Source organism: Streptomyces sp. NPDC018045, assembly GCF_044327445.1.
Classification (GTDB): Bacteria; Actinomycetota; Actinomycetes; order Streptomycetales; family Streptomycetaceae; genus Streptomyces.
This window is the reverse complement of sequence record NZ_JBIRFL010000005.1, coordinates 385,088-402,891: the sequence shown is the minus strand read 5'-3', so window position 1 is coordinate 402,891 and position 17,804 is coordinate 385,088. Positions and strand designations below refer to the sequence as shown.

Annotated in this window: 15 protein-coding genes and 1 pseudogene; 7 read left to right on the top strand and 9 right to left on the bottom strand. The window is 71.9% G+C overall.

Annotated features, from left to right (window positions below; genetic code table 11):
• Positions 1 to 32: 32 nt before the first annotated feature.
• The gene (locus tag ACH4EB_RS15505; protein ID WP_398348124.1) at positions 33 to 1,289 is read left to right on the top strand and encodes an Ig-like domain-containing protein; all 1,257 of its coding nucleotides are present in this window, start codon (positions 33 to 35) and stop codon (positions 1,287 to 1,289) included.
• A gap of 270 nt (positions 1,290 to 1,559) precedes the next feature.
• Here the strand turns inward: ACH4EB_RS15505 and ACH4EB_RS15500 are convergent, their stop codons facing one another.
• From ACH4EB_RS15500 to ACH4EB_RS15485, 4 genes are all read right to left on the bottom strand, one after another.
• On the bottom strand, positions 1,560 to 3,743 hold the full coding sequence (locus tag ACH4EB_RS15500; protein ID WP_398347956.1) for a fructose-specific PTS transporter subunit EIIC: 2,184 nt from the start codon (positions 3,741 to 3,743) through the stop codon (positions 1,560 to 1,562).
• A 208-nt stretch (positions 3,744 to 3,951) separates the two neighbouring features.
• Positions 3,952 to 4,899: a 1-phosphofructokinase gene (gene pfkB / locus ACH4EB_RS15495; protein ID WP_398347955.1), complete on the bottom strand. Its 948-nt coding sequence runs from the start codon at positions 4,897 to 4,899 to the stop codon at positions 3,952 to 3,954.
• On the bottom strand, positions 4,896 to 5,666 hold the full coding sequence (locus tag ACH4EB_RS15490) for a DeoR/GlpR family DNA-binding transcription regulator (protein WP_398347954.1): 771 nt from the start codon (positions 5,664 to 5,666) through the stop codon (positions 4,896 to 4,898). Before ACH4EB_RS15490 ends, pfkB begins: the two co-directional genes overlap by 4 nt.
• 473 nt (positions 5,667 to 6,139) lie before the next feature.
• Positions 6,140 to 7,141 (bottom strand): sigma-70 family RNA polymerase sigma factor, encoded by a 1,002-nt coding sequence (locus ACH4EB_RS15485; protein ID WP_361149597.1) that lies wholly within the window; start codon positions 7,139 to 7,141, stop codon positions 6,140 to 6,142.
• Positions 7,142 to 7,824: 683 nt separating this feature from the next.
• Here ACH4EB_RS15485 and ACH4EB_RS15480 point away from each other — a divergent pair.
• The gene (locus tag ACH4EB_RS15480) at positions 7,825 to 8,370 is read left to right on the top strand and encodes a Bax inhibitor-1/YccA family protein (protein WP_398347952.1); all 546 of its coding nucleotides are present in this window, start codon (positions 7,825 to 7,827) and stop codon (positions 8,368 to 8,370) included.
• 168 nt (positions 8,371 to 8,538) lie between these two features.
• Here ACH4EB_RS15480 and ACH4EB_RS15475 read toward each other — a convergent pair.
• Positions 8,539 to 9,069: pseudogene (locus ACH4EB_RS15475) on the bottom strand (pyridoxamine 5'-phosphate oxidase family protein); the annotation flags it as partial.
• Between the two features lie 192 nt (positions 9,070 to 9,261).
• Between ACH4EB_RS15475 and ACH4EB_RS15470 the strand changes: the two are divergent.
• Both ACH4EB_RS15470 and ACH4EB_RS15465 read left to right on the top strand, forming a co-directional pair.
• Positions 9,262 to 10,317 carry a questin oxidase family protein gene (locus tag ACH4EB_RS15470; RefSeq protein ID WP_398347951.1) on the top strand — a complete coding sequence of 352 codons (1,056 nt, stop codon included), beginning with the start codon at positions 9,262 to 9,264 and terminating at the stop codon, positions 10,315 to 10,317.
• A 144-nt stretch (positions 10,318 to 10,461) separates the two neighbouring features.
• Entirely contained in the window at positions 10,462 to 10,959 is a 498-nt protein-coding gene (locus ACH4EB_RS15465; protein WP_030024258.1) for a MarR family winged helix-turn-helix transcriptional regulator, read from the top strand.
• Positions 10,960 to 11,202: 243 nt separating this feature from the next.
• Here the strand turns inward: ACH4EB_RS15465 and ACH4EB_RS15460 are convergent, their stop codons facing one another.
• Positions 11,203 to 12,738: an MFS transporter gene (locus ACH4EB_RS15460; protein WP_398347949.1), complete on the bottom strand. Its 1,536-nt coding sequence runs from the start codon at positions 12,736 to 12,738 to the stop codon at positions 11,203 to 11,205.
• Between the two features lie 351 nt (positions 12,739 to 13,089).
• Complete coding sequence (locus ACH4EB_RS15455; protein WP_398347948.1) at positions 13,090 to 13,776, bottom strand: TetR/AcrR family transcriptional regulator; 687 nt, start codon at positions 13,774 to 13,776, stop codon at positions 13,090 to 13,092.
• Between the two features lie 387 nt (positions 13,777 to 14,163).
• Here ACH4EB_RS15455 and ACH4EB_RS15450 point away from each other — a divergent pair, with 387 nt between their 5' ends.
• Complete coding sequence (locus tag ACH4EB_RS15450) at positions 14,164 to 14,820, top strand: rhomboid-like protein (protein ID WP_398347947.1); 657 nt, start codon at positions 14,164 to 14,166, stop codon at positions 14,818 to 14,820.
• A 56-nt stretch (positions 14,821 to 14,876) separates the two neighbouring features.
• Here ACH4EB_RS15450 and ACH4EB_RS15445 read toward each other — a convergent pair whose 3' ends face one another.
• On the bottom strand, positions 14,877 to 15,527 hold the full coding sequence (locus tag ACH4EB_RS15445; RefSeq protein WP_398347946.1) for a TetR family transcriptional regulator: 651 nt from the start codon (positions 15,525 to 15,527) through the stop codon (positions 14,877 to 14,879).
• A gap of 91 nt (positions 15,528 to 15,618) precedes the next feature.
• On the opposite strand from ACH4EB_RS15445, the gene ACH4EB_RS15440 reads away from it, so the two are divergent.
• Entirely contained in the window at positions 15,619 to 15,792 is a 174-nt protein-coding gene (locus ACH4EB_RS15440) for a hypothetical protein (protein ID WP_398347945.1), read from the top strand.
• Entirely contained in the window at positions 15,789 to 16,193 is a 405-nt protein-coding gene (locus ACH4EB_RS15435; protein ID WP_398347944.1) for a hypothetical protein, read from the top strand. Before ACH4EB_RS15440 ends, ACH4EB_RS15435 begins: the two co-directional genes overlap by 4 nt.
• A gap of 42 nt (positions 16,194 to 16,235) precedes the next feature.
• On the opposite strand, the gene ACH4EB_RS15430 is transcribed toward ACH4EB_RS15435, so the two are convergent.
• Positions 16,236 to 17,612 carry an IS701 family transposase gene (locus tag ACH4EB_RS15430; RefSeq protein ID WP_398347943.1) on the bottom strand — a complete coding sequence of 459 codons (1,377 nt, stop codon included), beginning with the start codon at positions 17,610 to 17,612 and terminating at the stop codon, positions 16,236 to 16,238.
• Positions 17,613 to 17,804 lie beyond the last annotated feature (192 nt).

The window sequence follows — 17,804 nt, the reverse complement described above, 5'->3', positions numbered from 1 at the left end:
GACAACACCCCTGCATGGAGCAGCCCGTGACAATGCCGGACACCACCGCGCCGCCCGCACCGTCCCGCACCAAGCGCCGGCTGCGTCGCGGTCTCGCGGCGGCCTCCCTCCTCGCTGCCGGTGCCCTGGCCCTGTCCGCCTGTGGCGGTGACGCCTCGGCGGGCGGCCAGGACGGCAAGGGGCAGGCCGGCGCGGACGCCGCGGCCGCCAAGGACGCCTCCGAGGCGAAGATCTCGGTGACCTCGAAGGACGGCGCCACCAACGCCAGCATCAACGACACCGGTGTGAAGGTCAGCGGCGGCAAGCTGACCGACGTCAAGCTGGTGCAGGTGGACAACGGCGCGGCGGTCAAGGGGGCGATATCCGCCGACGGTTCCTCCTGGAAGCCGTCGGCGCAGTTGGAGCGCGGTACGAAGTACAAGCTGGTCGCCAACGCCAAGGACGACAAGGGCCGGGCGGCCACCGAGAACGCCACGTTCACCACCGTCTCGTCGAAGAACAGCTTCATCGGCTCCTACACGCCCGACGGCGGCAAGACCGTCGGAGTGGGCATGCCGGTGTCCTTCAACTTCGACAAGGTCATCACCAACAAGAAGGACGTGCAGTCCCACATCACGGTGACCTCCAGCAGCGGCCAGAAGGTCGTCGGGCACTGGTTCGGCGCGCAGCGCCTGGACTTCCGCCCGGAGCAGTACTGGAAGGCCGGCTCCAAGGTCACCCTGAAGATCGACCTGGACGGGGTCAAGGGCGGCCAGGGCATCACCGGTGTGCAGTCCAAGACGGTGACCTTCACCGTCGGCCGCTCCCAGGTCTCCACCGTCGACATGGACACCCAGATCATGACGGTGGTCCGCGACGGCAAGACGGTCAAGTCGATCCCGATCTCCGGCGGCAGCCCGAAGAACCCGACGTACAACGGCCAGATGGTCATCTCGGAGAAGTTCGAGCAGACCCGGATGGACGGCTCCACCGTCGGCTTCGGCGGCGAGTACGACATCAAGGACGTCCCGCACGCGATGCGCCTGTCCTCGTCCGGCACGTTCATCCACGGCAACTACTGGGGCAGCCCGTCGATCTTCGGCAAGGCCGGCACCAGCCACGGCTGCGTCGGCCTCCAGGACAACAAGGGCGGCGGCGGCAACACCAACGGAAGCTGGTTCTTCGACAACTCGCTCGTCGGTGACGTCGTGGTCGTCAAGAACTCCCCCGACAAGACCGTGAAGCCGGACAACGGCCTCAACGGCTGGAACATGGCGTGGAGCGAGTGGCAGGCGGGCAGCGCGGTCTGATCCGCAGGGGACCGCTCCGGGCCTTGGCTCCAGGCGTTCATGGCCTTCATGGGGCTGGGCGGTCGCGGCCTCCACGGCCCATACGGCTCCAGGCCCATACGGCGCTTACGGCTCCAGCCCCATACGGCTTAGGCCCTTACGGCATGGCGGTGGCCGGTCCTCCGGGAGGACCGGCCACCGCCATTTCACTGTTCGCCGAGTCGGGCCGCCGCCGTCAGACCACGACCGCCGGGCCGCCGCCGTCAGACCACGACCGCCGGGCCGCCGCCGTCAGACCGCCACCGGCGTGCTCTCGGCCGGGGCCCGGTCCGCTTCGGCGGTGGGCCGCGGCCCGTCCGTCTTCCGGAGGCCCTTCAGGAGGACGACCAGACCGGCGGTGACCGCCGTACCGGCCAGCACGGCCACCAGGTACAGCAGCGGCTGCCCGATCAGCGGCACCACGAAGACGCCACCGTGCGGGGCCCGCAGCGTGCAGCCGAACGCCATCGAGAGGGCGCCGGTCACCGCGCCGCCCGCCATCGCGGACGGGATGACGCGCAGCGGGTCGGCCGCCGCGAACGGGATCGCGCCCTCGGTGATGAAGGAGGCCCCCAGCACCCAGGCCGCCTTCCCGTTCTCCCGCTCGGTACGGGTGAACAGCCGGCCGCGAACGGTCGTGGCCAGCGCCATCGCCAGCGGTGGCACCATGCCGGCCGCCATCGCCGCGGCCATCACCTTCAGGCTGCCGTCGTTGGGGTTGGCGAGGCCGCCCACGGCGAACGCATAGGCCACCTTGTTGAGCGGCCCGCCCAGATCGAACGACATCATCAGCCCGAGGATGGCGCCCAGGATGACCGCGTTGGCGCCGGACAGGCCGCTCAGCCAGTCGGTCAGCGCCTTCTGGAGCGCGGCGACGGGCTTGCCGACCACCAGGAACATCAGGAAGCCGACCACCGCCGACGAGATCAGCGGGATGACGACGACCGGCATGATCCCGCGCAGCGCGGGCGGCACCTCGACCCGCTGCACCGCCATCACCACCGCGCCCGCGATCAGACCGGCGATCAGGCCGCCGAGGAAGCCCGCGTTGACGGTCAGGGCGATCGCGCCGCCGACGAAGCCCGGCACCAGTCCCGGCCGGTCGGCCATGCCGTACGCGATGAAGCCCGCCAGGACGGGGACGAGGAAACCGAACGCGACACCGCCGACCTGGTAGAGCAGCGCCGCCCAGCTCGCGGACTCGGCCCACGCGAAGTGCTCGGCGACGGACGGCGCCTTGTCGATGCCGTAGCCGCCGATCGCGAAGGCCAGCGCGATCAGCAGGCCGCCCGCGGCGACGAACGGGACCATGTAGCTGACACCGGTCATCAACCACTTGCGCAGCCGGGTGCCGAAGCCGTCGCCCGCCTCGCCGGCCCGGTCCATGGGCGCGGGCCCGCCCGCGGCGGGAGTGGCGGGGGTGGCGGTGTCGCCCCGAGCGGCCTTCTCCCGCACCTCCGCGATCAGTTCGGCGGGCCGGTTGACGCCGGACTTCACCCCGACGTCCACCGTCGGCTTCCCGGCGAACCGCGCACGGTCCCGCACCTCCACGTCGTGCGCGAAGATCACACCGTCCGCCGCGGCGACGACCTCGGGATCCAGCCGCTTGAACCCGGCCGACCCCTGCGTCTCCACGACCAGCTCGACCCCGGCGTCCCGGCCCGCCTTGGCCAGCGCTTCGGCGGCCATGTAGGTGTGGGCGATGCCGGTGGGGCAGGAGGTGACGGCAACGATACGGAAGGGGGCCGCCGGAGCGTCCTCGCCGGCGGCCGGCTCTTCGGCCGGCCGCTCTCCGGCCGACGGTTCGTCGACGAGCGGCTCTTGCGCAGACTGTCCTCCGGCGAGCCGCCCTCCGGCTGGCCGCTCTTCAGCAGGCTGTCCATCGGTGAGCGGCCCTTCGGCAGGCGCGGGCACCGCCTTCCCGCCCTCCCCCGACGCCTCCGCCGGCGCCGCGCCCGATCCCGCGCCCGATGCCCCGCCCGGAGCCACCACCGGTGCGTCGCCCCGGATGAGCGCCGCCGCGGCCGCCGCGTCGTCCGCCGCGCGCAGTGCCCCCGTGAACTCCTCGTCCATCAGGTGCCGGGCCAGCGTCGACAGGATCGACAGGTGGTCGGCGTCGCCGCCCGCCGGGGCCGCGATCAGGAAGATCAGGTCGGCCGGGCCGTCGGCGGCGCCGAAGTCGATCCCGGCGGCGCTGCGCCCGAAGGCGAGCGTCGGCTCGGTGACGTGCTCACTGCGGCAGTGCGGTATGCCGATGCCGCCGTCCAGACCGGTCGGCATCTGGGCCTCGCGCTCGGCCACGTCCGTGAGGAAGCCCTCCAGGTCGGTGACCCGGCCGCGCGCGGCCATCCGCTCGGCCAGCGACCGCGCGGCCGCTTCCTTGTTCTCGGCGGACAGGTCGAGATCGACCAGTTCCGCGGTGATCAGCTCACTCATCGGGGCTCCTTCACTCGCTTCCCGTCCACGCCCGGCCCACTCACCAACCGGCCCACTCACCAACCGGCCCACTCCGAAACCGGCCCACTCCGAAACCGGTCCGCCCGCATCCGGCTCCGCCCGACCGCGCCCGCTCGGCCCCGGCCCGCCCGAGTCGGCCCCGTCGTCCGGGGCGAGCCCGGCCGCACCGGAGCCCGCCCCATCCCGCTCACCCGGCCGGCTCCCGCAGCTCCGCCGCGACCGGCACGGCGCGAGCCACGACGACCGCCGCAGGATCGAGGTCCTGCGGCACCGGCATGGCGCTGCCCGGCAGTTGCACCGCCGCCGCCCCATGAGCCACCGCCGCGGCCAGCGCCCGTACGCCCGTGCCGCCCGCCGCCAGGAATCCGGCCAGCGACGCGTCGCCCGCGCCCACATTGCTGCGTACGGTCGCGACCGGCGCGGAGGCGAAGTACGCCCCGTCCGCGGCCACGAGCAGTTGCCCGTCCGCGCCCAGCGAGGCGAGCACCGCCCCCGCGCCCAGCTCCCTCAGTTCCCGCGCGGCCTCTACCGCGTCGCCGACGGTGCGCAGCGGCCGGCCCACCGCCTGGGCCAGTTCCTCCGCGTTGGGCTTGACGACGTCCGGCCGGGCCCGCAGTGCGGCGGTCAGCGACGGCCCCGATGTGTCCAGCGCGATCCGGGCCCCGGCCCGGTGCACCTGGGCGACGAGTTCCGCGTACCAGGAGGGTGCCAGGCCGCGCGGCAGGCTGCCGCAGCAGGCGATCCAGTCGGCTCCGGCCGACCGGGTCCGTACGGTGTCGAGCAGCGCCCGCGACTCGTCCGGCGTGAGTTCGGGCCCCGCCGCGTTGATCTTCGTGAGGGTGCCGTCCGGTTCGACGGCGGAGATGTTCGACCGGGTCTGCCCGGCAACCGGGACGCCCGCGACCTCGATGCCCTCCGCCCCGAGCAGCTCGCCCAGCGCCGCGCCCGCCGGTCCGCCGAGCGGCAGCACGGCGAGGGTGCGGTGCCCGGCCGCCGCGACGGCCCGGGAGACGTTGACGCCCTTGCCGCCCGGGTCGATGCGGTCGGCGGTGGCGCGCAGCACGGCGCCGCGCTCCAGCGCCGGGATCTCGTACGTACGGTCCAGGCTGGGGTTGGGGGTGACGGTGAGGATCATGCGCGCACCACTTCCGTGCCCGCGCGCTCGATGGCGAGGGCGTCGTCGGGGCTGAGCCCGGTGTCGGTGACGAGCAGGTCCACGTCGTCGAGCCCACCGAAGCGGGCGAAGTGCACCTGCCCGAACTTGCTGCTGTCCGCGACGAGCACCACCCGCCGCGCGGCGGCGATCACCGCTCGTTTGACGGCCGCCTCGGCTAGGTCGGGGGTGGTCAGGCCGCCCTCCAGGGAGAAACCGTTGGCCGCGAGGAAGACGACGTCCGCGTTGATCTCGCGGTAGGCGCGCAGCGCCCAGTCGTCGACCGCGGCCCGCGTACGGTGCCGGATGCGGCCACCGACGAGATGAAGGGTGAGGCCGGGATGGTCGGCCAGCCGCGCGGCCACCGGGAGCGCGTGGGTGACGACGGTCAGCTCGGCCTCCAGCGGCAGCTCGGCGGCGATCCGGGCGGCCGTCGTGCCCGCGTCGAGGATCACGCTGCCGGGGGCCGAGCCGCCGGGCAGCTCGGCGAGCGCGGCCCGCGCGATGCGCTGCTTCTCGTCGGCGGCGACGGTGTCCCGTTCGGCGAGGTCCGGTTCGAAGTCCAGGCGCCCGGCGGGGATGGCACCGCCGTGCACCCGGCGGACCAGGCCGGCCCGGTCCAGGGCTTTCAGGTCCCGGCGCACGGTCTCGGCGGTGACCTGGAACTCCTCGGCGAGCGAGAGGACGTCGACCCGCCCGCTCTCGCGCGCCAGTCGCAGGATCTCCTGCTGCCGCTCCGCTGCGTACATGGTTCTGTGCCCACCTCATGCCCGACCGTGTGGTTTCAGGCCAAAGATACGACCACACGATCGCGAAGTAAACACACTCGGACGCGCAACGGACCCAAACGGGCATGGCTCGCCATCGGTGGGCATGAGTGGACAGCGGACTCCGGCCGCCGCGGCGTCGGACGAGCGACCACCATCACCATCGCCGTCGCCGTCGCACAGTCACCGCCGTAGCCGCAGCCCTCACCCGCACAACAAAGAGCCCCGGCGCCGAGGGGGGTTCGGCACCGGGGCTCGTCCGCGGGGGAAGGGGTCGACTCGGAACGCGCAGCCGCAGGCCCGGTTCGCCAGGCACGGCTCGCCTGGTCAGGCCACCGCTGACCAGGAGGGGCGCAAGGCGGCCCGCGAGGGCTGGGAGCAGGCCAAGCGGGACCTGGCCGCCGAGACGTACACGGAGTGCTCGCGTACGGACGACCGTACGCGTGCGAGTGCTCTTACGCCGCCGCGTCGAACCCCGTGTCGCGCGCCATCCGCTTCAGCTCCAGCAGCGCGTGCTTCTCTATCTGCCGGATCCGCTCCCGCGTCAGGCCGTGCTGCTTGCCGACCTCGGTGAGCGTCCGCTCGCGGCCGTCCTCGATGCCGTACCGCGCCTTGATGATCGAGGCCGTACGGTGGTCGAGCCGGTCGATCAGGTCCTCCAGCTCCTCGCTGCGCAGCAGCGTCAGGACGGACTGCTCGGGCGAGGCCGCGGAGGTGTCCTCCAGCAGGTCGCCGAACTGGGTGTCGCCCTCGTCGTCGACGGACATGTTCAGACTGACCGGGTCGCGGGCCCAGTCCAGCACGTCCGTGACGCGCTCGGGCGTGGAGCCCAGCTCCTGGGCGACCTCGGCGGGCTCCGGGTCGCGGCCGTTCTCCCGGTTGAACTCGCGCTGTACGCGGCGGATGCGGCCCAGCTCCTCCACGAGGTGGACGGGGAGCCGGATCGTGCGCGACTGGTCCGCGATGGAGCGGGTGATGGCCTGGCGGATCCACCACGTCGCGTACGTGGAGAACTTGAAGCCCTTGGCGTAGTCGAACTTCTCGACCGCGCGGACCAGGCCCGCGTTGCCCTCCTGGATCAGGTCGAGCAGGGGCAGCCCCGCGCGCGGGTAGCGGCGGGCGACCGCTACGACCAGGCGCAGGTTGGAGCGGATGAAGACGTCCTTGGCCTTCTCGGCCTCTTCGGCCAGCGCCTCCAGCTCCTCGCGGGTGCCGCCGGCGGCGTTGCCGTCATCGACGATCCCGTCGAGGATCTGCCGGGCGTAGACACCCGCTTCGATGGTCTGGGACAGCTCGACCTCCCTGGCGGCGTCGAGCAGGGGCGTTCGCGCGATCTCGTCGAGGTACATGCCGACCAGGTCGCGGTCGGCGATCTCCCCGCCTACGGCGCGAACACTGTTGGCCCCGTCAGCACCGCTGCTGGTGGCCTGACGTCGGGCGACGGCACGGGTTGCCATGCGTGTGCTCCCTTTGCGATGAGTCGGTCGCGGGATGGTGGCGGTGGGACACCGGGTGCGTGGCCCGAGTACCCCTTCCGAAGGAAACAACGGCTGGAATCCGGACAGAATTCCCCTGCCGAGCACCTATTTTCGTGATCATGCAGTACCCTGCGTGCCCCGCCGAGGAGGCCGGATGTCGCCGGAGTACGGGGAAACGCAGGTCAGGGCGGCCACCGAGGCCGGCCTCGGCAGCCTCACGGACCTCTGCAGCCACTCCGCCCGTGAGACGTCCGTCACCTTCGACACGGAGCCCTTCACCCCCGAGCAGCGCCGCTCGTGGTTGCTCTCCCACCCAGAAGACGGCCCGCACCGACTTCTGGTTGCCCAGGAACGGACATACGGGACCGAAGGTCACCCGGCTACGGGACCTCCGTCCGGTGGCGGCCCTACGGCAGAGCGTCTGTTGGGTTATGTGTCCAGTAGTCCTTTCCGGATCAAGCCGGCCCATGCCACCTCGGTGGAGGTCGGTGTCCACTGCACACGGCCTGCCACCGGGCCGGTCATGGCCTGTCGCCGGGCCAGCTCGCGGCCTGCCATCAGACCCATCGCGGCCTGCCGCCGGGCCGGAATCGGCCGCTCCGGTTGACGGCCGCAGGGCCCGGGTGTGGCCTGGAGACGGGGGCGAGTGAGAGGAGCCCGTCATGGAGACACCCGTCCACCGGCACGGCGCCACCGCGGACCCGCGGTCCGGGTCCACGTCCCGGCCCACGGCGCACGCACCCACCTCGCGCACGGACCCATCGCACCCGGGCGCACCGGAAGCGAAGCGGCGCGGCATGTCCACCACCGCCTTGGCCCTGCCCGTGGCCGCGGCGGCCCTCTATGGCCTGTGGACCGTCTTCGTCGACCGCACCAGCGGTTCCTCGCTGGGCCACGCCTGGCTGCTGGGCCTGATCGCGGCCGTCGTCAGCGGAGCCCTCGGCCTGGCGCTGGTGAGCGTCCAGTCGACGCTGATCTCCGAGGTACGGGCCCTGGCGTACGGAGCGCTGTTCGGCACCGCGATGGGCTACCTGTACAGCATCTCCCACACGTCCGGACCGTCCATTCTGGAGTCGATACGGATGGGGCTGGTCCTGGGCGCGGTGATGTTCGTCGTCTCCCTGTACGTTTTCCGCACCCACCGCATCCGTGAGCCCCACGGTCAGCACCGTCCACGCCGGGCACGCCACCCGCACCCGTCCCACTGAACCGCTCCTCTGCTCGGGTGCGCCCGGGCATGACACCGCACCGTCCCGCTCGGGCTACTCGGGCACGACAGGCACAGCAGACGCCACAGGCCCAGCAGGCGCCACGGGCTCGGCAGGCGAAACGGGCGAGACGGGCGCCGCAGACGCCGCAGACGCGACCGTGACCTCGGGCGGTTCGGCGCCGTTCCCCCGTCGGATGATGCGCAGGGGGCCGCCGGGCCGCCAGGCCTCCTGCACGAGGTGCGGGTCCTCGACGTACGTACGGACCACCTCGGTCAGCTCCGCACGGAACAGGTGGAACGGCTCCGGCGGCTCCGACTCGGCCGAGTACCGTGCGAGCACCGCCGGGTCGGTCACCTCCACGGCCAGCCCGGCGACCCGCACGTCACCGCCCGCCAGGTCCGTGCCGGATCCCGGATTGGCGTGCAGCGCGAACCGCGGGTCACGCCGCAGATCCCGCACCTTGCGGGAGTCGATCATCATGCCCAGCCACAGTTCGCCTGCGCGGAAGTCCACTTCTATGCAGGTGAGGCGCGGCGAGCCGTCGGCGCGGAGCGTCCCGAGGACTTGATGCTGGTACGCCGTGAAGCGCGCCTCCACCCGCGCCGCCAATTCGGGCTGTGCCGTCACGAACCCGGCCCAGCCCACTCCGCCGCCCCCACCCGTTCCGAGGCCCCCACCCAGTTCCTCACGCGTCATGGCGCCACCCTCCCGCCGGTACCCGACACCTCTGGTCAGGTATGGCTGCCCCGTGGCTCCCCGGCCACCCCCGGCCCCCGCCCCACGACCCCCGCGGCCTTACGACCATCGCCGTACCCGGGCGTAGGACCGGCGTCCGTTACGGCCGCGTACCGCCCCGCCTAGCCTCGGCGCATGGATTCACGACGGCGCATGGATTCGCGAAGCGGCATCCTCGACGAAGCTCTGGAGCGTCTGCACGCCTCGGGCCCCGAGTTCCAGGGGTTCCTCGCCAACCACGGGCCGATGGCGGTGGAGGCCCTGGTCCGGCACGGACAGGCGGGGACCGTCCACCGCTGGCTCGATCACTACGAGACGAAGCTGGAGGACGTGCCGGGCCCGCAGGCCACGGTCACGGACGCCAATTGGCGGGAAGCGCTGGGCGATCCGCGCCGGGTCACCGACTGGACCGCGTACTTCACCCGGCTGGTCGCCGAACGCCCGTGGCGGGACGTGCTCGCCGAGTGGTGGCCGCGGCTGCTGCCCGGCATCGCCGGTGCCGCGACGCACCCCGTCATCCGGGTCGGGCACGCCGTACGCACCCTGCTCGACGACGGCGAAGAGGCTCCCCGGGTCGCGGAGTTGGCGCATGCCCTCGGCTACTGGGCCGCCCGTCACACCACGCTTCCCGTCGCGGTGCGCCCCACCGGCACCGCCTCCCCCGCCGAAGCGCTGGCTGCCCTGCCGCGCGTTCCCGACCAGCAGGTTTTGCCGCTGGACGGCCTGGCGCAGCTTCCCGGCACGCCGGGCTGGCCGGCCGCCGCGGAGTCGCTGCGCGTGCCGCACGACGACCCGGACGCCGTCCGCGCGCAGCTCGTCGCGCTCGTCCGGGCCACCGTGCACCGCTATCTCGACCACGGGCACGGCCACGGCGTCCTGATGGTGCACACCGCCACCGCTCCGAACGCCGTCCTGCGCACCCTGCCCGCGCTCCCCCGTGAGCTGTGGGCGGTGTCGCTCGGCGCGGTCTGGGCGGCGAGCGCCGCGATCACTTCGGTCTACGCGGCCGGCGAGGCACTGCCGCCGCTGGAAGGGACCGGGCCGCTCTCCGCCGGAGAGGTCTTCGAGCGTTCCGCGCGGCACGGTGACGAACACGTCATCAAGATGACCGACACGGCGCTGGACGTGGCGGCCGCGACCGCGGACGGTGACGACCGGGCGCTGGCCGCCGCCGTGCGCGCCCAACGGCTGATTCCCACCGGTTCCTGAACGGATGGGTCTCGGGTCGCATCCGTTCCGGAGCGTTCCTGAAAAATGCGACGCCTCGCGCACAACGGCTCACCTGCACATTTCCTGACCGTCACCCTTGGTTAAAACTTCAAGAGACGACGGAGCGGTGAGACAGTGGATGGTATGAGCACCGAACCCGCAGGCGAGCCTCGTTGGCTCAGCGACGAAGAGCAGTACGCCTGGCAGTCGTACCTGCACGCCACCACGCTCCTGGAGGACCACCTCGACCGCCAGCTCCAGCGTGACGCAGGCATGCCGCACGTCTATTACGGGCTGCTCGTCCAGCTCTCCCAGGCCCCCCGGCGCCGGTTGCGGATGACCGAACTGGCCCAGAACGCCAAGATCACCCGCTCCCGGCTGTCGCACGCCGTGGCCCGCCTGGAGAAGAGCGGATGGGTCCGGCGCGAGGACTGCCCCTCCGACAAGCGCGGCCAGAACGCCGTCCTCACCGACGAGGGCCTGCGCGTGCTGGAGAAGGCCGCGCCCGGCCATGTCGCCGCCGTGCGGGCGGCGATATTCGACCGGCTCAGCCCCGAACAGGTCGGTCAGCTCGCCGCCATCTGCCGCACGGTGGCCGACGGCCTGCAACCCCAAGGCGCCGACCTGCCCTGGCTCCGCTGAGGAGCCCGGGCAGACCGGCGCCACAAGGGTCACGTACGGGGCCTGCGTCCCACTCGGCCACAGGCCCCGTACGCACCCGCTCGGTACGCGGCCACCGGCCTCGATGCGCCGGGGCCGGCGTCAGGCCGAAGCGGACGTCGGGCGCCGAGGCCAGGGCCGGGGCCTGGGCTGGGGCCTGGGCCTGGAGCTGGGGCCTGGGCCTGGAGCTGGGGCCGGGGGTCAGCCCCAGTGGTATCACCGACCTCAGTGCGCCATGACCGGAATCGGCACGTCCGCCTCCGCGTCGGCGCCTTCGGCCGTGCCGGCGCCGTCATCGGAGCGGGCGACCGGTCCGTTGCCGCCCTGGTGACCGGTGGTGATCATCGTGAAGGCGATGACCGCGGCGAGGGCCAGGATGCCGACCGCCCACCCGATGGCGGCGGTGTAGCCGTGCACCATCGACTCCAGCTTGAGCAGGTCCACCGAGGGCGCGCCCTTCGCGTGCGAGGTGGCGTACGCGGTGGTGGCGCTCGCCGCGATGGTGTTCAGCAGGGCGGTGCCGATCGCGCCGCCCACCTGCTGCGAGGTGTTGACCATCGCCGAGGCGACACCCGCGTCCCGCGGCTGCACGCCGTGCGTGGCCAGCGACATGGCGGGCATGAAGGCCGTACCCATGCCGAGCCCGAGCAGCAGGAAGGCGGGCAGGATGAGGGCCGGGTAGGACGTGTCCAGGCCGATCCCGGTCAGCAGGAACATGCCGACGGCGGCGAGCAGGAAGCCCGGGGCCATCAGCAGCCGCGGCCGGACCCGGGTCATCAGCCGGGCACCGATCTGCGTCGAGCCGGTGATCATGCCGACGATCATCGGCAGGAAGGCCAGGCCGGTCGTGACCGGCGTGTACCCCTTCACGATCTGCATGTAGTACGTCAGGAACAGGAACAGACCGAACATGCCGATGACGGCCAGGCCCAGCGACGTGTAGACGCCGGCCCGGTTGCGGTCGGTGAGCACCCGCAGCGGCAGCAGCGGGGACTTGACCTTCGACTCGACGAGCACGAACGCGCCGAGCAGGACGGCGGCGGCCACGAACAGGCCGATGGTCATCCCGGCACCCCAGCCGTCGGACTCGGCGCGCGTGAAGCCGTACACCAGGGAGACCAGGCCCAGGGTGGCCAGGATGACGCCGGGCACGTCCAGGCGGGACGGGTTGCGGCTGCCCGCGGGCTCGCGGATCACCAGCAGCGCGCCGACCGCCGCGACCACGGCGAACGGGATGTTGACGAAGAAGGTCCAGCGCCAGTTCAGGTACTCGGTGAGCACGCCGCCGAGGATCAGGCCCACGGCGCCGCCACCACCGGCGATGGCGCCGAAGATGCCGAACGCCTTGGCCCGCTCGCGCGCCTCGGTGAACGTCACGGCGAGCAGCGACAGCGCCGCCGGCGCCAGCAGCGCGCCGAAGACGCCCTGGAGGGCCCGTGCGCCGAGCAGGACGCCCTCGTTGGACGCGGCGCCGCCGAGGGCCGAGGCCAGCGCGAAGCCGACCAGGCCGATGATGAAGGTCCGCTTACGGCCCCACAGGTCGGCGATGCGCCCGCCGAACAGCAGCAGACCGCCGAACGCGAGGGCGTACGCCGTGATGACCCACTGCCGGTTCGCGTCGGAGATGCCGAGGTCGGCCTGGGCGGAGGGCAGGGCGATGTTCACGATCGTCGCGTCGAGCACGACCATGAGCTGCGCCAGGGCGATGAATATGAGCGCTTTCCAGCGCCGGGGATCGACGGGTGTGGCCGAAACAGACATGGGTGGGTCCACCTAGTGGTGCGTGAGACGAAAAGTGGGACGTGGGCGTGGCGTGTACAAGAGAAAGCGATGTGCGTAAGTGAAGGAAACGGTGCGGTTGTGGCGTTCAGTTGGTGTTGAACATGTGTTGATCAGACGTTGATCGACTGCGGCTACGGCCACGTGGGACGGCCGGGGCAGCCCCGGGGCAGCTTCGAACACGGCCGGACCGCGCGTCGCCCGCGCGATTCCGGTCGCTTCGTGACGCGACCCGTGACGCGTTACGTGGCGCGCCACCCCCCGGCCAGGCCGTCCCGGCCGGGTCTCGATCCCCCGTTTCCCCCGTTTCCTCCATTTCCCCCGTGTGGTCCGCTAGCTGTGCCGGAGATCCTCCAGCGTCGCCGCGCAACCGGGCAGTTCGGAGCGCGCCGGCGCCCGCAGGCCGTCCAGGAACAGCAGCAGATGCCGGTACACGAACCGGTCGAAGTCCGTACGGCCTCCCCCGGACCCGGTCCGGGGATAACCGCATCCAGGCAGCGGCCGCGTCAGTTGGGTGAGCGCGACCATCAGGTCACCGACGGCGATGTCGGTGCGCAGTTGGCCGCTGTCGCGCGCGGCGCCCATCAGGGCCTTGACGGCCCCGTCCAGGCGCTCACGCGCTGCGAGCAGGTCGGGGTGGTCCCTGTCGACGCCGTCGGAGAGCAGCGGGCACAGGGCACCGATCCGCTCCTCGACCGCGGCGAAGACGAAGCGCCGCAGCGCTCGGAAAGCATCGGTCTCCTCGGCGAGAGCACACTCCGCCTTGTCCGCTGTGCGATGCATGACGGAGAGCGTGACGTGGTGGATCAGCTCCAGGCGATCCGGGAAGTGACGGTAGAGCGTCGCATTGCCGACACCGGCACGTCGAGCGATTTCATCGAGCGGGATCTCCGCCCCGAACTCGACCATCACCTCACGGGCCGCCCCGATGATCCGTTCCCTGTTGCGCAGCGCGTCCGCACGCAGCCGGGGCTGCGGGGCCGCGCTGTGCGCGCGAGGGCGGGACCGGGTGGCGGTCATGTCGGCACGCTCCTCTCATCTCGTCTCGCCGTACGTGCTGTGCGTGCTGTGCGTGCTGTGCGTGCTGTGCGTGCTGTGCGTGCTGTGCGTGCTGTGCGTGCTGTGCGTGCTGTGCGTGCAGTACACGCCGTACGTCTGTACATCTCGCACGCGTCGTACGTGCTGTACGCCTCGTCCGGCGCACGTGCTGTACGCGTCGCATCCGGAAACCGGGCTGCGCGAAGCGGGGAATCCGTCCCCGCTTCAGTCGGACACCGGTGCAAACGGGGAGGCGCTCCCCGGTTATTTCACCCGCCGCTGTGTCCTGTGCCACACAGGCAGCGAGCCCCACTCGGCACGGCGGGCCACGTGCCGCGTGCGGCGGACCGCGTGCCGTATACATGCGCCATGACCGTTTCGCTCCGCCCGGCCGCTCTTCCCCGCGCGATCCGGTCGTACGTGCGCCGCGCTCCCGGCACGTTCATCTGGCTCGCGATCCTGTTCGGGACGTCGGTGATCATGCACCAGCTCACGCCCGAGATCCTGGAGCGCGTCCTGCAACGCCGTTCCACCAACATCCACAACCTGCTGCTCTCACCCGGCCGGGTCCTGCTCACGAGTGCGCTCTGGCTCGACGGCGGCGGCTGGCTTCTCTACTTCGTCGTCTTCAACATCTTCCACGTCCCCGCCGAGCGCTGGCTCGGCACCCACCGCTGGCTCGCGGTCATGGGCGTGGCCCACATCGGCGCCACCTACCTGAGCGAAGGCGTCCTCGCTCTCGCCATCCACGTGGACGCCGCACCCCATGCCGCCGTGAACACGCTGGACGTCGGCGTCAGCTACGCGCTGGCCGGCGTCGCGGCCGTCCTCACGTACCGCATCCCCTGGCGCCCCCTGCGCTACGTCTACGCCGCGGGCGTCCTCCTCTTCTACACCGCCCCCCTCGTCGACGGCCGCACCTTCACCGACATCGGACACCTCACGGCCGCACTGCTGGGCCTGGCGTGCTACCCCCTCACACCGAGAAGGAACTCGGCCCACGCCACCGCCCCGAGCGCGAGCTGAGGCCCCCGCGGCTCCTTGGCTACGTCGCCAATTGGCCAACCCCGGGAAGACGGTGATCACGAAGCGGCATCGCGCCAGTGCCGGCGGCCGACGCTGATGAGATGGAGCTGCCGCCGCGCCGTACGGGCGACCGAGTGCCAGCGCTCCGTGTCCTGGTCGCCACCGTCACGCACGTCCAGGAACGCCGAGGCCGTCATCACCAGCCGGTCCACGTACAGCTCCGCCAGCATCCGTACGTCCTCGTCACTCCAGCCGTCCGACACCGGCTGGGATTTGAGGGCCGCCGCGACCTCCGACGCGAACCGGTCCAGTTCACCGGCTATGGCCTGCCGTACCGCCCGCACACCACCGTGCCGCTCGCGCGCGATGAACCGTACGTGGGCGGGCTGTTCACGTACGTACCGCTCGACGACCGCCACCGTGTGGTCGATCCGCTCCGCCACGCCGTCCTGTTCGGCCAGGACCGCGCGGACCGTCGTGTGCAGACTGCTCAACGACTCCTGCACCAGGGCGACTCCCAGCTCGCCCAGGTCACGGAAGTGCCGGTAGAAGGCCGTGGGCGCGACCCCGACCGCACGTGTCACCTCGCGCAACCCCAGACTGCTCAGGCTCTGTTCCTCCAGCAGGCCGAGCGCCGCGTCGAGCAGGGCCTGCCGGGTGCGCTGCTTCCGGGCCTGCCGGACCCCAACGGTCTCGCTGTGACTCATGTCATCCAGTAAACAACTGTTCTCCGAGTTTCTCCACCCCTACGCTGGGAACCTGAGTGAACAACTGTCCTCCAAGTTGGAAAGGCAGATCATGCTCTTCCTTGTCGCAGCCCTCCTCCTGCTGGGGATTCTGGTGGGTACCGCGGCACATCTCCCGGTCCCCGTCACGATCATCGCGGCAGTGGCCATCAGTTGCTGGCTGCTCGTCTTCTTCCTCCGCGAGCGCCGCCACCACACCGACAAGACCGAGGGAGCGTCCCGATGACCACCCTCATCACCGACCACGAGACGGACACCAAGACCGAAACCGACCCCCGGAGCACCGGCCCCGCCACGAAGGCGGACGCCGCACCGGGCTCGGAGCAGCACGCGAAGCCGGACGCCGCACCGGACGCGAAGTCCGTGGCCGGCCGGACGCGCGGCGCACCGCGCGGACAGGCCGACGGCATGGCCGTCGCCGCGTTCGTCCTCGGCCTCGTCGGCACCCTGGTCGCCAACGTCGCCCTCGGCCCCTGTGCCCTCGTACTCGGCGCGCTGGCCCTGGCGCGCGACACCACCCGGCGGTTCCGCGCCGTGCTGGGCATGGTCCTCGGCGCCGCCGACCTGATCATCCTGGCGGTGCTGGCGACTGCCGACTCCACGCTGAGCTGGACGTTCGGCGGCTGACGCCGGCCCGCCCGGGCACCGCCCGCCGCACGCGGCCGTCCTTCACCCCGCGAGGGTGAGGGGCGGCCGCGCGTGCACGTAGGCGTAGGGGTGGGCGGGCAGTTGCGGGAGCGAGTGCAGCCGCTGGTGCGGGCCGCGTTCCGCCCGTACGGCGTCGAGCGCGGTGAGCGACTGGACGGCGTACGCGATCGAGGCCAGCGTCATGTGGCGGTGCCATCCTTCGTAGGACCGCCCCTCGAAGTCCCGCAGTCCGGTACGGCCACCGGTGCGGACGCTGTCGCGGGCGACGTACGCGGCGGTCCGGGTGAGCTGGTGCAGATCGACCGGTGACCTGCGGGGCGGCGTCGTCAGCCAGAAGTCGGCGCGGGCACCCGGCCCATGGCTTCCCGCACGGTCTTCGGGGTCCTCGTACCGCTGCGCGTAGAGCAGCAGTTCACCCGTCTCGCCGCGCTCGCCGCCACCGCCCGGCCGCGCCGGTACGACCCGGGTCAGTACGGCCCGCACACCGGGAGCGACATCGTGGACCGGCAGACCGAAACGTTCCGGTGCGGCCAGGACACGCTGTGCCGGGAGGGCGCCGCGGCGCGTCGGGCGTCCGCCGCGGTCCACCAGGTGGAGCGCGAGCGAGCCGGGCGTCCGGACCATGACGGGCAGGCCGAGCGGGGCCAGGGCGCTCAACACGTCCCCGGGGTAGTGCATCTGGCTGTCCCAGATGACCGGAGCGGTGACCCCGGCACCCCCGGTTCCGGCTCCGGCCCTCCTGTATCCGGCCCCGGTCCCGGCTCCGGTTCCTGCCGCAGCTCCGGCCCCGGCTCGGGCTCCGGTCCCTGCCCCGGACCTGGTTCCTGCCGTCGGATGCGCGGCGCGCTGTGCCAGTTCGAGGATCCGGGTCACGCCGTCGGCGTCGGGGACAGACGTCCGGGAAGCCGGCGGGGGCAGGTGCAGGCGCCAGTCGACGGGGACGTTGAGGGCCCGGCCCGCGTACCAGAGCCCGTACGCGAGCTGGCCGTTGACGAGCTGGCCGGTGGCGGGGACGAAGCGGCGGTGGACGCCGACCGAGTTCGTACCGGACTTGGGGATGAGCATCGGCCGCACGACCCACGAGCGCGGGCGGGCGCGGTCCACGAGGTAGTCGGTCAGGGCCTCGCGGACGGTGCGCCAGTTCCACGGGGCGTTGCAGATGAAGTGGTGCAGGCGCTGGGCCGCGCCGGTGTCGTCCAGCGTCCGGGCGATGTTGCGGATCGACTTACGGCCGGGGGCGGTGAGCAGTCCGCGCAGGTACTGCTCGCCCTTGAGGTGATGATCCGCCCTGGCGAAGGAGGCGAAGAGGGGTCTGCACAGGTCCTCGATCCACGCCTCCTGAGTGCTGGTCGGTCGCCCGGGGAGGAGCGGCGGAACGGCGATGGGGGATGCGGGCACGGACAAGGGACTGGCCCCCGGAGAGATGGGACGGGCAGGCGGGTGACAGCCAGACAATAAAGAACGTTCGCTATGTTTCCCGCGTCGGAGGATGGATCGCGGACGACTTCACGAAGTTCCGCAGCGAAGTGGAGGCATGCCTTCCGCGGCTGTTTCAGCGGGTGCCCGGAGGAGTGGAGGCGGACCGTCCGT